This window comes from Cognatishimia maritima (assembly GCF_900129685.1).
In the GTDB taxonomy this organism is placed as follows: domain Bacteria; phylum Pseudomonadota; class Alphaproteobacteria; order Rhodobacterales; family Rhodobacteraceae; genus Cognatishimia; species Cognatishimia maritima.
The window spans coordinates 41,911-54,764 of record NZ_FQWM01000010.1; the positions used below are offsets into that span (position 1 = coordinate 41,911).

The following is a 12,854-nucleotide window of genomic DNA, read 5'->3' on the forward strand; positions in this document are numbered from 1 at the left end:
CTTTGTTACTCTCCGGCCTTGTCACCTTTTTTAGACCGGGTTGAAAATTCTGTATCACCGCCCTCGGCCAAGATTTTCGCCTGTTCAATCCAGCCGTCGCGTTCGATACGGCCTTTGAACTTCAACCGGCTGTCGACCCAAGCGATTTCTTCGGGACCCCAAGCGGCGACCTGATCAAAGTGGAAGAATCCCAACTCATTCAGAGTCTGTTCCAGCTTAGGCCCCACACCTTTGAGCAGCTTAAGATCGTCTGCCTGCCCGTCCCGCGCAGCGTCCAGCACCTCTGGCTGCTTTTCAGCGACATCTTCGCGTGTGGTTGGCTCTGCGGCCGGTTTGACATCTGGCTTGGCGGTGGTTTCCTCCGCCATTTTCTTGCGCAGTTCAGCTTGCTTTGCGGCAGGCATCGCAGGCTTAGGCACAGCGGGCGTTGGGTCAGCGGCATCGCGGCCTGCAACCTTGCCATCTTTGCCAATCCATGGCGTGGTCAAAGGCACCTCAGAACCGTCGATGCGCTTGATGCTGTCACCCAGATCAGTCGCAAGCTGTGCAGACGCATTATACTTAGTCTTGCCGCTGTCGTATTCGGTCAAGGAGGTCAGGCCAGACAATGGCTCTGCCGCATAGCGCCCGTTCTGAGGCCCCGGCACAGGCACTTGGCCAGCGGCCATATCGTCAATCATCTTGGCGAGGCCTTCGGCGGTCAGGTCTTCATAATAGTCCTTACCGATTTGTGCCATTGGCGCGTTTGTACAAGCGCCCAGACATTCAACCTCTTCCCAGCTAAATTTCCCGTCAGCAGACAATTCATGTGGGTTTGCGGCGATTTTTTCTTTGCAGACTGCGATCAGGTCTTCGGCACCGCAGATCATGCAGGACGTCGTCCCGCAAATCTGCAAATGCGCAACGGACCCAACCGGTTGCATCTGGAACATAAAGTAGAAAGAGGTCACCTCAAGCACGCGGATATAGGCCATATCCAGCATGTTCGCGATGTACTCAATCGCGGGCTTCGTGACCCAGCCTTCCTGTTCCTGTGCGCGCCACAAAAGCGGTATCACAGCAGAGGCCTGACGGCCTTCGGGATACTTGGTGATCTGCGCTTCGGCCCAAGCTTGGTTCGCCGGTGTGAAAGCAAAGCTGTCCGGTTGTTCGTGATAAAGACGGCGGAGCATTAGCGATCGATCTCCCCAAACACGATGTCCATCGTGCCGATAATGGCAGCGACATCGGCCAATTGGTGGCCTTTGGAAATGTGGTCCATGGCTTGCAGGTGTGCATAGCCCGGCGCGCGGATTTTGCTGCGATAGGGTTTGTTGGTGCCATCGGCCACCAGATAAACACCGAACTCGCCTTTTGGCGCTTCGACCGCGCAGTAAACCTCGCCCGCAGGCACGTGGAAACCTTCGGTGTAAAGCTTGAAGTGGTGGATCAGACTTTCCATCGAGGTCTTCATTTCAGCCCGTTTTGGCGGCGTGATTTTACCGCGCGCCAGAACGTCGCCTGTCGCTTCGCGTAGTTTCACAATGGCTTGGCGGATGATCGACACCGATTGACGCATCTCTTCCATGCGCATCAGGTAGCGGTCATAGCAGTCGCCGTTTTTGCCGACAGGCACTTGGAATTCAAACTCGTCGTAGCATTCATAGGGCTGCGCTCGACGCAGATCCCATGCAAGGCCCGCAGAGCGCGCCATAACGCCCGAGAAGCCCCATTCCTGAACGTCCTTCGCGGTTACAACGCCAATATCGACGTTGCGCTGCTTGAAAATCCGGTTCTCGGTCAGCAGACCGTCGATATCATCCAGACGCGCGGGGAACGTGATGGCCCATTCTTCGATGTCATCAATCAGCTTGTCGTTGATATCCTGATGCACTCCGCCGGGACGGAAATAAGCCGCGTGCAGACGCGCACCGCAGGCCCGTTCATAGAAGATCATCAGCTTTTCGCGATCTTCAAACCCCCAAAGCGGCGGTGTCAGCGCGCCAACGTCCATCGCTTGCGTGGTCACGTTCATCAAGTGGTTCAGCACCCGGCCGATTTCGCAGAACAAAACGCGGATCAACTGGCCACGACGCGGCACTTCGGTGCCGGTCAGCTTTTCGATGGCCAGACACCAAGCGTGTTCCTGGTTCATCGGGGCGACGTAATCCAACCGGTCAAAATACGGCAGGTTCTGCAGGTAGGTGCGGCTTTCCATCAGCTTTTCGGTGCCACGGTGCAACAAACCAACGTGTGGGTCGCAACGTTCGACAATTTCGCCATCCAGTTCCAGAACCAGACGCAAAACCCCGTGTGCCGCAGGGTGTTGCGGGCCGAAGTTCAGGTTAAAATTGCGAATTTTCTGTTCGCCCTGCAGCGCGTCAACGCTGCCGTCATCAAACTTGGAGCCGTCCATTATTTCGCCCCCTCTTTCTCATCGCCCGGCAGGATGTAATTCGCGCCCTCCCATGGGGACATGAAATCAAACTGGCGGTATTCTTGCGGCAGGCTGACGGGTTCGTAGACAACGCGTTTCAGCTCGTCATCATAGCGCACTTCGGTGTAACCCGTGGTCGGGAAATCCTTGCGCAGCGGGTGGCCGCGGAAACCATAGTCTGTCAGCAAACGGCGCAGGTCCGGGTGGCCAGTAAAGATGATGCCGAACATGTCAAAGGTTTCACGTTCAAACCAATTCGCGCCGGGGTGCACGCCTGTCACGGATGGGATCATCTCGTCTTCGCGGATCGACACGCGCAGGCGAATGCGGTGGTTTTGGTGCATCGACAGCAGATGATAGACAACGTCAAACCGCTTGACGCGATCTGGGTAGTCAACTGCCGTGATATCGACAAGAACCGTAAATTTGCAGGTCGCATCGGTTTTCAGGAAGTCAATAAAGCCAACAATGTTGGCGGGAGCCACATCCACGTTCAACTCGCCGTGGGTCACATCCCAAGCCAACACACAATCGGCGCGTTTGGCCTCGATCAGGGCACCGAGTTCTTTCAGGGCGTCGCTCATCGTACCAATGTCCCCGTGCGGCGAATCTTACGTTGCAGTTGCAGGATGCCGTAAAGCAGAGCCTCTGCCGTTGGCGGGCAGCCTGGCACATAGACATCGACCGGCACCACACGGTCACAGCCGCGCACAACGGAATAGGAATAGTGATAATAGCCACCGCCATTCGCGCAGGACCCCATAGAGATCACGTAACGCGGCTCTGGCATCTGGTCATAAACCTTGCGCAGCGCGGGGGCCATTTTGTTGGTCAAAGTGCCAGCCACGATCATCAGGTCAGATTGGCGCGGGGATGCACGCGGCGCGGTGCCAAAGCGTTCAAGGTCATAGCGTGGCATCGACAGCTGGATCATCTCTACCGCGCAACAGGCCAGACCAAAGGTCATCCAGTGCAACGAGCCGGTACGCGCCCAGTTAATAATGTCCTCGGTCGAGGTCAGCAGAAAACCTTTGTCCTGCAACTCTGCGTTCAGGGCTTGCGTCGCGACCTCTTTGTCAGCGCCAGCCGTATTGACTCCGGTCATCACTCCCATTCCAGAGCCCCTTTCTTCCATTCGTAGGCAAAGCCGATGGTCAGAACAGCAAGGAACACCATCATGGACCAAAAGCCCACCATGCTGATGTCTTTGAAAGCCACAGCCCAAGGGAACAACATCGCGATTTCTAGGTCAAAGATGATAAAGAGGATCGACACGAGGTAGAACCGCACATCAAATTTCATGCGGGCATCGTCAAAGGCGTTAAATCCACACTCATAAGCTGAAACCTTTTCAGGGTCCGGGTTGCGCACAGCGGCAACGACAGCAGCAAGGATTAGAACGAGGCCCAAGGCGATTGCGATGGCCAGAAAGACGAGGATGGGAAGGTATTCCCTCAGCATCTCTTCCACGGGTGGCTCCTTTCATGCGGCATGTCACCGGGACAAACGGCATTTCAGATGGCTGTACAGATCATGCCGGGTTTACCCCTGCCCTTGGGTGGGGTCAACCAAATCTGGCCCGGGTGTGACGCTTTTGCTATGTCCGGCACTGCAAGCCCTTGAAACCTGAATTTACCCACACCAAGGCGCCTTTCGCCCACAAATAAAGCCGGTTTCAATCCGGTTCTGATGCGCTCGCAAGCCGCCACCCCGGCAACACCGGTTAAAAATTTGCAAAAAATTGAGACCGCGCCTTGGTGTACACCCTAGGCCGTACTGACACTCGATTCCCCAATGCGTGGACGAATGCTGCACGGCCTAGGCGATAACAAAGGCCGCGATGGCGGCCCTACATGAGATTTATTGCACCCAAGCGGCTTTGCGCTTTTCGAAGAATGCGCCCACGCCTTCTTTCGCTTCATCGCCATCCCAACAGGCCACAAGCTCAGAGATCGTGTGGTCAATCACTGCGTCATCAATCCGAGGTCCCAAGCGACGCGCTAGCGCCTTGGCACGTGCGACGGCCTCAGGTGCACAGGCCAGATAAGGGGTGACTTCGGCCTCAACGGCGGCGTCCAAGTCCTCTGCTGGGACCGCCTTGGCCAATAGGCCCAGTGTCACAGCCTCCGCCGCTTCGAAAAGCCGCGCCGACATAAAGACGCGCCGCGCCATGGCCTCGCCCATACGCGACAGAACATAAGGGCCGATGGTCGCCGGGATCAGTCCCAGCTTGGTTTCGGTCAACCCCATAGTCAGGCTCTCGACGCCAATAGCCACATCGCAGACAGAGGCCATACCAACCCCACCTCCAAAAGCGTTCCCCTGCAGGCGGCCAATCAGCGGTTTTGGCAGTGTGTTCAACGCCTGCAGCATCTCTGCCAGTTTGCGCGCCTCAACAAAGCGCGTCTCCGGGTCAGCGGCCATCTGCTCTTTCATCCAGCCGAGGTCACCGCCCGCGCAAAAGGATTTGCCGGCACCCGTCAGAACCACAACGCGCACCTTGTTGTCAGTACCCAGCGCCTTCGCGGCCTCGGTCAATTCGCGCATCATCTCGGCGGACATCGCATTGTGCTTTTCAGCCCGATCCAGAGTCAAAGTAGCGACACCGCGCGCATCGGTCGAAATGGAAATTGTATTGTACATATCTATCCTAGCTCCCTGCCCGCATTGCGCGTGCCATGTCCGCTGCTTTGGAAATGATGGCCGCATCAAGCCCCGTTTGATAGCCCAATGCGATCAGTCGTTGATCCACCGCTTCGGTCGCGACATTCCCAGCCGCCCCCGGCGCATAGGGGCAACCGCCAAGACCCCCGACAGCGGCGTCAAAGACCCGCACCCCTAGCTCCAGCGACGTCTCGATATTGTCCAAGGCACGACCAGAGGTATCGTGATAATGCCCAGCCAATTGTGTGACAGGCACGACATCGATGACGGCCTTCAACATCGCTTGAATTCTTTCAGGTGTGCCCTGCCCAATCGTATCGCCCAATGAAATTTCATAACAGCCAAGATCAAGCAGTGCCTTCGCGACCCGCGCGACATCCAATGGGTCGGTCTTTCCATCATAGGGGCAATCCGTCACGCAGCTGACATAGCCACGCACCGGAATGCCCTGCGCCTGTGCCGCCGCTGCCACAGGCGCAAAACGCTCCAAACTTTCGGCAATGGACGCGTTGATATTGGCCTTGGAAAACCCTTCGGAAGCCGAAGCAAAAATCGCGATTTCATCCGCTTTGGCCTCAACCGCGCGCTCAAAGCCCTTCATATTCGGTGTCAGCGCCGCATAGGAAATGCCGGATTTTCGGTTGATCCCGGCTAAAACCGCGCCAGAATCCGCCATTTGCGGCACCCATTTCGGAGAAACAAAACTCGCCACTTCAATGCGTTTGAAGCCCGCAGCGCTGAGGCAATCCACCAATGCAATCTTATCTTCTGTTGCAATCTGCGCCTTTTCGTTTTGCAACCCGTCCCGAGGACCAACTTCGAAAATCTCAACAAATTCAGGCATTTTACGCATAATCCTCAGGTGAATAGAACGGTTTAGAATAGAATTCCTGCGCCCCGTCTTGTGCTCTGGCACGCTGAAATGCCGGACGTGCTTGCATACGTTCAACATAGGCGCGGATGTTTGGGAAATCTGCTAGGTCCACAAAAAACGGCACCGCCGTCAAATTATACCCCAACATCGTATCTGCCGCCGAAAAGCCACTGGCAAGTAGCCAATCCTGCTGACCCAACAATTCTTCGAGCGGGCGCAATGTCAGCTTCAGGCGGGCGACTTCCAACTTCAACACCGCGACAGAGGGCTCTGCAGGCGGTCGCAAAAAGACCATCTGCAAATTCAACGACGCAATGATGCTGGCTTGCGTTTCGGCAAAGGAAAGCCACTGCAGATAATCAACCCGCTCCGCCTCATCCTGCTTCGGAGCAAGCCCCGATAACGGTCTGGATTCGCAAAGATATTGCGTGATCGCCGCGCTTTCGAAAATGACCTTTCCGTCAACTTCCAACGCGGGCACACGCCCTGCAGGAGATATCGCCAAAAAGCCCGGATCACGCAAGGACCCATCGGTGATCTTGTAGTGTTTCACCGCATAAGGCAGCCCCAATTCCTCAAGCAGCCAAAGCGTGCGAAACGACCGAGATGCCGCCACATGGTGAAGCGTGATCATGGCCTAAGCCTCCTCATCCTCCAGCCGGATCAGCGCCGCCCCGGCTTCCACTTGCGCACCTGCCTCGGCCAGCACTTCTGCAACGGTCCCATCGCGCGCGGCCAGCAGCGAATGCTCCATCTTCATCGCTTCAAGGATCGCCAGACGATCCCCTTCCGTCACGGATTGCCCCGCTTTGACAAAAACCGCTTTCACCAGCCCCGGCATCGGGGCCTCAATAATATTGCCCGCAGCCCCACCAGCGGCGGCACGATCCAAAGGATCTACCACATTAAAGGCGACGCCATAGTTTTCAAACACGGTGACTTTACCGCCTGCAACAACAGACTGCGCGACGCGCTTGCCCCCCATGCGCCAGCCGGTTGGCGTGCGTTGGGCGACAACTTCTTTATCATCCACCTCCACCGCGACTTGATCCTCAGAGAGGACTTTGATCTTGGTCGTGATATCTTCCTCTCCTTGACGTAAATAGACCCGATGGCGCAATGGGCGCCACAGAACAAACCCCGGTGCATCGGCAGGCTTGTCCAACACGCCTGACACGGCCAAAGCCGCTTGGGCTGTGATCTCTGCTGAGACCGCCTCCATCGCGGTCAGCGCATTAATATCCCGCGCAATCAGACCGGTGTCGACTTCACCCTTGGCAAAACCGTCGTGGGCACAAAGCGCGCCGAGGAAGGCAAGGTTGGTGACGGTGCCCGCCACTTCGCATCCCGCCAACGCCTGCCGCATCTTGGAGAGCGCCGCCGCACGGGACGGCCCATGCACGATCACCTTGGCAATCATCGGGTCATAAAAAGGGCTGATCGTGTCCCCGCTGCGCACACCGCTGTCAGCGCGGCAACCTTCCGGGAAGGCGAGATGACTGAGTGTGCCGGTTGCAGGCAGAAAGCCCTTTGGCACATCTTCTGCGTAAAGCCGCGCCTCAAAGGCCCAACCGTTGATCGTCAGGTCCTCTTGCGCCACAGGGATCGGCTCCCCAGAGGCCACGCGCAGCTGCCATTCCACCAGATCGACACCGGTGATCAACTCCGTCACGGGGTGTTCCACCTGCAGGCGGGTGTTCATCTCCATAAACCAAAAGCCATCCGTGCGCAGGCCTTCGGAGCCATCAACAATGAACTCCACCGTCCCTGCGCCTTTGTAACCGATGGCTTCTGCCGCGCGCACGGCGGCCTGCCCCATCGCTTCGCGCACATCCAACGGCATGTCCGGCGCGGGGGCTTCTTCGATGACCTTTTGGTGACGTCGCTGCAAGGAACAATCGCGTTCAAACAGGTGCACTGCCGTCTGGCCATCGCCAAAAACCTGCACTTCGATGTGACGCGGTTGCTGGATGTATTTCTCGATCAAGACGTCCGGGTTACCAAAGGCCGTCGTCGCCTCGTTCTGCGCAGATTGCAACGCGTCAGAGAAATCCGCAGCGCGCTCAACCAAACGCATGCCTTTACCACCACCGCCAGCAACGGCCTTGATTAAGACCGGATACCCAATCTCATCCGCCTGCGCCTGCAAATAGCCGGCGTCCTGATTGGCGCCGTGATAGCCCGGCACAACCGGCACGCCTGCTTCGTGCATCAGAGCCTTGGCCGCATCTTTTAAGCCCATGGCGCGAATGGCCTTGGCGGAAGGACCAATAAAAGTCAGGCCCGCTGCCTCGACCGCATCGACAAAATCGGGGTTTTCAGACAGAAACCCATAGCCCGGATGAATCCCCTGCGCGCCCGTGCCCAACGCCGCCTGAATGATCACATCACCCTTAAGATAGCTCTCCGCTGGGGCAGAGCTGCCGATATGCACGGCTTCATCGGCCATCGCGACGTGTTTCGCCCCCGCATCAGCATCCGAATATACCGCAACAGTTTTCACGCCCAAATTTCGCGCGGTTTCCATCACGCGGCAGGCGATTTCACCACGGTTGGCGATCAAAATCTTGTCAAACATCGGCGTCTCCTCAGGTCCATTTCAGGCTCTCTGAATTTCATCTTTCCATAAATACTCCGGGGGTCTGGGGGCTGGCCCCCAGCTTGGCTGCGTCTGGGGGCAAACCCCCAAACGGCTTACATCCGGAACACACCAAATTTCGTCGGTTTGATCGGTGCACAGAGTGCCGCGCTCAGCGACAGCGCCAGAACATCGCGGGTCTTGCGTGGGTCGATAATGCCGTCGTCCCAAAGCCGGGCCGAGGCATAAAGCGGGTGGCTTTGACGTTCAAACATGTCAATTGTCGGTTGCTTAAAGGCCGCTTCCTCATCCGCGGACCAACTGCCGCCCTGCCGCTCAATCGCGTCGCGTTTGACTGTCGCCAGAACACCCGCGGCTTGTTCGCCGCCCATCACCGAGATCCGCGAATTCGGCCAGGTCCACAGGAACCGAGGCGAATAGGCGCGCCCCGACATGCCGTAGTTGCCTGCGCCAAAAGAACCGCCGACCAACATGGTGATCTTGGGCACATTGGTGCTGGCTACAGCGGTCACCATCTTTGCACCATGACGCGCAATGCCCTCACTTTCGTATTTGCGGCCAACCATAAAGCCCGTGATATTCTGCAGGAAAACCAAGGGGATATTGCGTTGCGAACAAAGTTCCACAAAATGCGCGCCTTTGACCGCTGCTTCGCTAAACAGCACGCCATTGTTGGCGACGATCCCAACCGGACAGCCTTTGACATGGGCAAAGCCGGTCACCAAAGTCTCGCCAAAGCGCGGTTTGAATTCATCAAACCGGCTACCATCCACGACCCGCGCGATGACTTCGCGGATGTCATAAGGCGTGCGCAAATCAGCAGGCACCACACCAAAGATTTCAGCCGGGTCATAAGCAGGGTCTTCGGGGCTTTGCCAATTGACGGTCGTGGGCTTCGCACGATTGAGGTGGCTAACAGCCCGTCGCGCCAAAGCCAGCGCATGGGCGTCATCTTCGGCCAGATAATCCGCCACACCTGATAGCCGTGTATGGACGTCGCCACCGCCAAGGTCCTCGGCAGAGACAACCTCACCTGTCGCCTCTTTCACCAACGGCGGACCGGCCAAAAAGATTGTGCCCTGTTCTTTGACAATGATGGTCACGTCAGACATCGCGGGCACGTAAGCACCGCCCGCCGTACAAGACCCCATCACAACTGCAATCTGCGGAATACCCTTCGCGCTCATCCGGGCCTGATTGTAGAAAATCCGGCCAAAATGGTCGCGGTCGGGGAAAACCTCGTCCTGATTGGGGAGGTTCGCCCCGCCACTGTCCACCAAGTATATGCAGGGGAGGTTGCATTCCTCGGCGATCTCCTGCGCGCGCAGGTGTTTCTTGACGGTCATCGGATAATAGGTGCCGCCCTTCACGGTGGCATCGTTGCAGACCACCATGACTTCTTGGCCATGCACCCGGCCAATCCCGGCCACGACACCCGCACAGGGCGCCGCGCCATCATACATGCCATGGGCCGCTGTCGCACCGACCTCTAGGAAAGGCGAACCGGCATCAAGCAGGTTTGCCACCCGTTCGCGTGGCAGCATTTTGCCCCGGCTAATGTGACGCTCTCGCGACCGCTCTCCGCCGCCCAAGGCAGCAGCTTGCGCGACCTCAGAAACGACGTTCAGCGCTTCCATATGGCCCGCAACATTGGCCTTGAACGCTTCGGATGATGGCATCGCACTTGAATTCAACTTCACGGCGTAACCTCCTGAAAATTCATTTCTTTGGCGTTTACGCCATCTTCCCCATCAATTCGCGACCGATCAGCATCCGGCGGATTTCGCTGGTGCCTGCGCCGATCTCCATCAGTTTGGCATCCCGGAAAATTCGGCTGACTGGGGTTTCATTCATAAAGCCCATGCCGCCCATGGCCTGCACCGCCTGGTGGGCGACAACCATGGCTTCTTCCGAGGCATAAAGCACACAGGCCGCAGCATCTTGACGCGTCACTTGACCCCGATCGCAGGCCTTTGCGACCTCATAGGTATAGGCACGGGCTGAGTTCATCTTGGTGTACATATCGGCGATTTTAGCCTGCATCAGTTGGAAGTCCCCGATAGGGCGACCAAACTGCTTACGCTCTGCCAGATAGGGCATGACCTCATCCAGACACGCCGCCATGATGCCGGTGCCGATGCCAGACAGAACCACCCGTTCATAGTCCAGACCGGACATCAGAACACGCACGCCGCGCCCCTCTTCGCCCAGAATGTTTTCAAACGGGACTTCGACGTCTTCAAAGATCAGTTCAGCGGTGTTTGACCCGCGCATCCCCAGTTTGTCGAAATGCTTGGAGGTCGAAAAACCGGTCATGTCTTTTTCGATGAGAAAGGCCGTGATGCCCTTGGACCCTGCCTCTGGATCGGTTTTCGCATAAACAACCAAAGTGTCCGCATCGGGGCCATTGGTGATCCAGAACTTGTTGCCGTTCAGCACATAGCGGTCGTTCTTCTTTTCGGCCCGCAACTGCATCGAGACCACGTCAGATCCGGCCCCGGTTTCCGACATCGCCAGTGCGCCGACATGTTCACCAGACACAAGTTTGGGCAGGTATTTCGCCTTTTGTTCGGCATTGCCGTTTAATTTGATCTGGTTCACGCAAAGGTTCGAATGCGCGCCGTAAGACAACGATACAGAGGCCGAAGCCCGCGCGAGTTCCTCGGTCACAATCACATGCGCCAGATAACCCATGCCTGCACCGCCGAATTCTTCGGGCACGGTCACACCCAAAAGCCCCAGCTCGCCCATTTCGGTCCAAAGTTCCGCTGGGAATTCATTTTTCGCGTCAACCTCTTGCGCGATTGGGCGCACGCGGTCTTGGGCCCAGCGATGCACCATCTCGCGCAGCGCGTTGACCTCTTCGCCAAGATCGAAATTCAGTGTGTGCATAAACATGGGCAACCCCGTTATTGAACGTTTGTTCATTTTATACGAGACGAGAGCCCGCCCGCGCAAGTCCGAGCGGCGATTGCGACGCGACGTTCTTTGCAAACGACAACAGGCCGAGACGTCACGTCACGCCGGCCTACTGCTGAGAGAGTCGACTGGAATGCGCTTAGAAACCTTCGTGCGTCACGAAGCCTGATACACCGCGCTGACTTCGGCTTTGATGATCCGCGCGATCAGGGCGCAGCCGTCAACCGAGAAGGTCAGCGGGATGCGCATATCGATCACGCCTTTCAAGACGCGGTCACTTTTTGGCATCGGTTCTGACGGGGCATAGCGCCAGCTGTCATAGCGCGAGGTGAAGGCGACAGGTTCTTTGCCGCCGAACCATTTGAGTTCGACACCGCGTTTGGCGCAGCGGGCAATGACCTCGTGAATTTTGGCTTCTTCCCAGTCCAGCAGCAGAAATTGGATCGACGATCCAACGTAGGTCTCTTCTTCTGGCCGCGCGATCCGCGTCAGTCCGGGCGTGTCGGCAAGCCCAGTGTCCACCGTGTCATACCGCGCGTTCCACGCAGCGCATTGGGCAGCAAGATTACGCAACTGTGGGCGCAGAATGGCGGCACGCAGATGATCCATACGGCCCGAAACATTGGGCGTCAGGTATTTGATCTCTTCAAAATAGGAAGGATCAGGTGCTGCCAAATGGCGCCCATAGAGCATATAAGAACCGGACAGAATGGTCGCCTTGGCCATCAACTCCGGGTCGTTGGACACAAGGAACCCACCTTCACCCGAATTCACGTGTTTATAGGTCTGCGTCGAATAGCAGGCCATATCGCCCCACAGACCTGACGCGACGCCGCGCCAACTGGCCCCCATGGTGTGGGCGCAATCCTCGATCACGCGGATATTGTTGGCGCGGCAGATCTCCATCAAACGATCCATGTCACAGAGGTGCCCGCGCATATGCGACAGCATCAAGACCTCAGCCTGATCGGCTTTGGCTTCCAGATCGTCCAAATCTATGACCAATTGTTCAGTGACGCCTACAAACACCGGCACGGCCCCGACCGAGGCGATCGCGCCGGGCACCGGGGCCAATGTAAAGGCATTGGTCAAAACGCGCGCGCCCGGTGCCACGCCCATGGCGCGCAGGGCTGCCCCCATCGCGTAGCCGCCAGAGGCGACCGCGAGGCAGTATTTCACACCAAGCTGATCCGCGAATTCCTTTTCAAGCAAAGCGGTTTCGCCCGCCTCGCCCGCTGCCACATTATAACGATGCAACCGGCCCGAACGCATGACCTTCAGCGCGGCTTCGATGCCCTCTTCTGGGATCGGCTCCTGCTGGGTGAAACTGCCGGTGAATACTTCTGTCATTGTGTCACTCTGCGGGTTGGGGTGATGGGCGT

Annotated in this window: 12 protein-coding genes; all 12 read right to left on the bottom strand. The window is 57.4% G+C overall.

The window, feature by feature from the left end; translation table 11 throughout:
• Window positions 1–5: 5 nt before the first annotated feature.
• On the bottom strand, window positions 6–1,172 hold the full coding sequence (locus BUA39_RS15990) for an NADH-quinone oxidoreductase subunit E (protein WP_072794231.1): 1,167 nt from the start codon (window positions 1,170–1,172) through the stop codon (window positions 6–8).
• Complete coding sequence (locus BUA39_RS15995; protein WP_072794232.1) at window positions 1,172–2,395, bottom strand: NADH-quinone oxidoreductase subunit D; 1,224 nt, start codon at window positions 2,393–2,395, stop codon at window positions 1,172–1,174. Before BUA39_RS15995 ends, BUA39_RS15990 begins: the two co-directional genes overlap by 1 nt.
• A complete protein-coding gene (locus BUA39_RS16000; protein WP_072794233.1) occupies window positions 2,395–3,000 on the bottom strand; it encodes an NADH-quinone oxidoreductase subunit C in 606 nt (201 codons plus the stop codon). The genes BUA39_RS15995 and BUA39_RS16000 overlap by 1 nt, the downstream gene beginning before the upstream one ends.
• Window positions 2,997–3,530 (bottom strand): NuoB/complex I 20 kDa subunit family protein, encoded by a 534-nt coding sequence (locus BUA39_RS16005; protein ID WP_278246333.1) that lies wholly within the window; start codon window positions 3,528–3,530, stop codon window positions 2,997–2,999. Before BUA39_RS16005 ends, BUA39_RS16000 begins: the two co-directional genes overlap by 4 nt.
• Window positions 3,521–3,886: an NADH-quinone oxidoreductase subunit A gene (locus BUA39_RS16010; protein ID WP_072794235.1), complete on the bottom strand. Its 366-nt coding sequence runs from the start codon at window positions 3,884–3,886 to the stop codon at window positions 3,521–3,523. The genes BUA39_RS16005 and BUA39_RS16010 overlap by 10 nt, the downstream gene beginning before the upstream one ends.
• 390 nt (window positions 3,887–4,276) lie before the next feature.
• Complete coding sequence (locus BUA39_RS16015; protein WP_072794236.1) at window positions 4,277–5,059, bottom strand: crotonase/enoyl-CoA hydratase family protein; 783 nt, start codon at window positions 5,057–5,059, stop codon at window positions 4,277–4,279.
• Between the two features lie 7 nt (window positions 5,060–5,066).
• Window positions 5,067–5,924 carry a hydroxymethylglutaryl-CoA lyase gene (locus BUA39_RS16020; protein WP_072794237.1) on the bottom strand — a complete coding sequence of 286 codons (858 nt, stop codon included), beginning with the start codon at window positions 5,922–5,924 and terminating at the stop codon, window positions 5,067–5,069.
• Window position 5,925: 1 nt separating this feature from the next.
• A complete protein-coding gene (locus tag BUA39_RS16025) occupies window positions 5,926–6,588 on the bottom strand; it encodes a glutathione S-transferase family protein (RefSeq protein WP_072794238.1) in 663 nt (220 codons plus the stop codon).
• 3 nt (window positions 6,589–6,591) lie between these two features.
• Window positions 6,592–8,532: an acetyl-CoA carboxylase biotin carboxylase subunit gene (locus tag BUA39_RS16030; RefSeq protein ID WP_072794239.1), complete on the bottom strand. Its 1,941-nt coding sequence runs from the start codon at window positions 8,530–8,532 to the stop codon at window positions 6,592–6,594.
• A gap of 116 nt (window positions 8,533–8,648) precedes the next feature.
• Window positions 8,649–10,253, bottom strand: coding sequence for a carboxyl transferase domain-containing protein (locus BUA39_RS16035; protein ID WP_072794240.1), 1,605 nt, complete (start codon window positions 10,251–10,253; stop codon window positions 8,649–8,651).
• 34 nt (window positions 10,254–10,287) lie between these two features.
• Entirely contained in the window at window positions 10,288–11,451 is a 1,164-nt protein-coding gene (locus BUA39_RS16040) for an isovaleryl-CoA dehydrogenase (RefSeq protein ID WP_072794241.1), read from the bottom strand.
• A gap of 177 nt (window positions 11,452–11,628) precedes the next feature.
• On the bottom strand, window positions 11,629–12,822 hold the full coding sequence (locus tag BUA39_RS16045) for a DegT/DnrJ/EryC1/StrS family aminotransferase (protein ID WP_072794259.1): 1,194 nt from the start codon (window positions 12,820–12,822) through the stop codon (window positions 11,629–11,631).
• Between the last annotated feature and the right edge of the window lie 32 nt (window positions 12,823–12,854).

What these genes read in the sequence shown, in the direction of transcription:
- BUA39_RS16005 (WP_278246333.1), bottom strand. Translation starts at nt 3,530, where the DNA reads ATGGGAGTGATGACCGGAGTCAATACGGCTGGCGCTGACAAAGAGGTC.
- BUA39_RS16045 (WP_072794259.1), bottom strand. Translation starts at nt 12,822, where the DNA reads ATGACAGAAGTATTCACCGGCAGTTTCACCCAGCAGGAGCCGATCCCA.
- BUA39_RS16000 (WP_072794233.1), bottom strand. Translation starts at nt 3,000, where the DNA reads ATGAGCGACGCCCTGAAAGAACTCGGTGCCCTGATCGAGGCCAAACGC.
- BUA39_RS16020 (WP_072794237.1), bottom strand. Translation starts at nt 5,924, where the DNA reads ATGCCTGAATTTGTTGAGATTTTCGAAGTTGGTCCTCGGGACGGGTTG.
- BUA39_RS16030 (WP_072794239.1), bottom strand. Translation starts at nt 8,532, where the DNA reads ATGTTTGACAAGATTTTGATCGCCAACCGTGGTGAAATCGCCTGCCGC.
- BUA39_RS15995 (WP_072794232.1), bottom strand. Translation starts at nt 2,395, where the DNA reads ATGGACGGCTCCAAGTTTGATGACGGCAGCGTTGACGCGCTGCAGGGC.
- BUA39_RS15990 (WP_072794231.1), bottom strand. Translation starts at nt 1,172, where the DNA reads ATGCTCCGCCGTCTTTATCACGAACAACCGGACAGCTTTGCTTTCACA.
- BUA39_RS16015 (WP_072794236.1), bottom strand. Translation starts at nt 5,059, where the DNA reads ATGTACAATACAATTTCCATTTCGACCGATGCGCGCGGTGTCGCTACT.
- BUA39_RS16040 (WP_072794241.1), bottom strand. Translation starts at nt 11,451, where the DNA reads ATGTTTATGCACACACTGAATTTCGATCTTGGCGAAGAGGTCAACGCG.
- BUA39_RS16025 (WP_072794238.1), bottom strand. Translation starts at nt 6,588, where the DNA reads ATGATCACGCTTCACCATGTGGCGGCATCTCGGTCGTTTCGCACGCTT.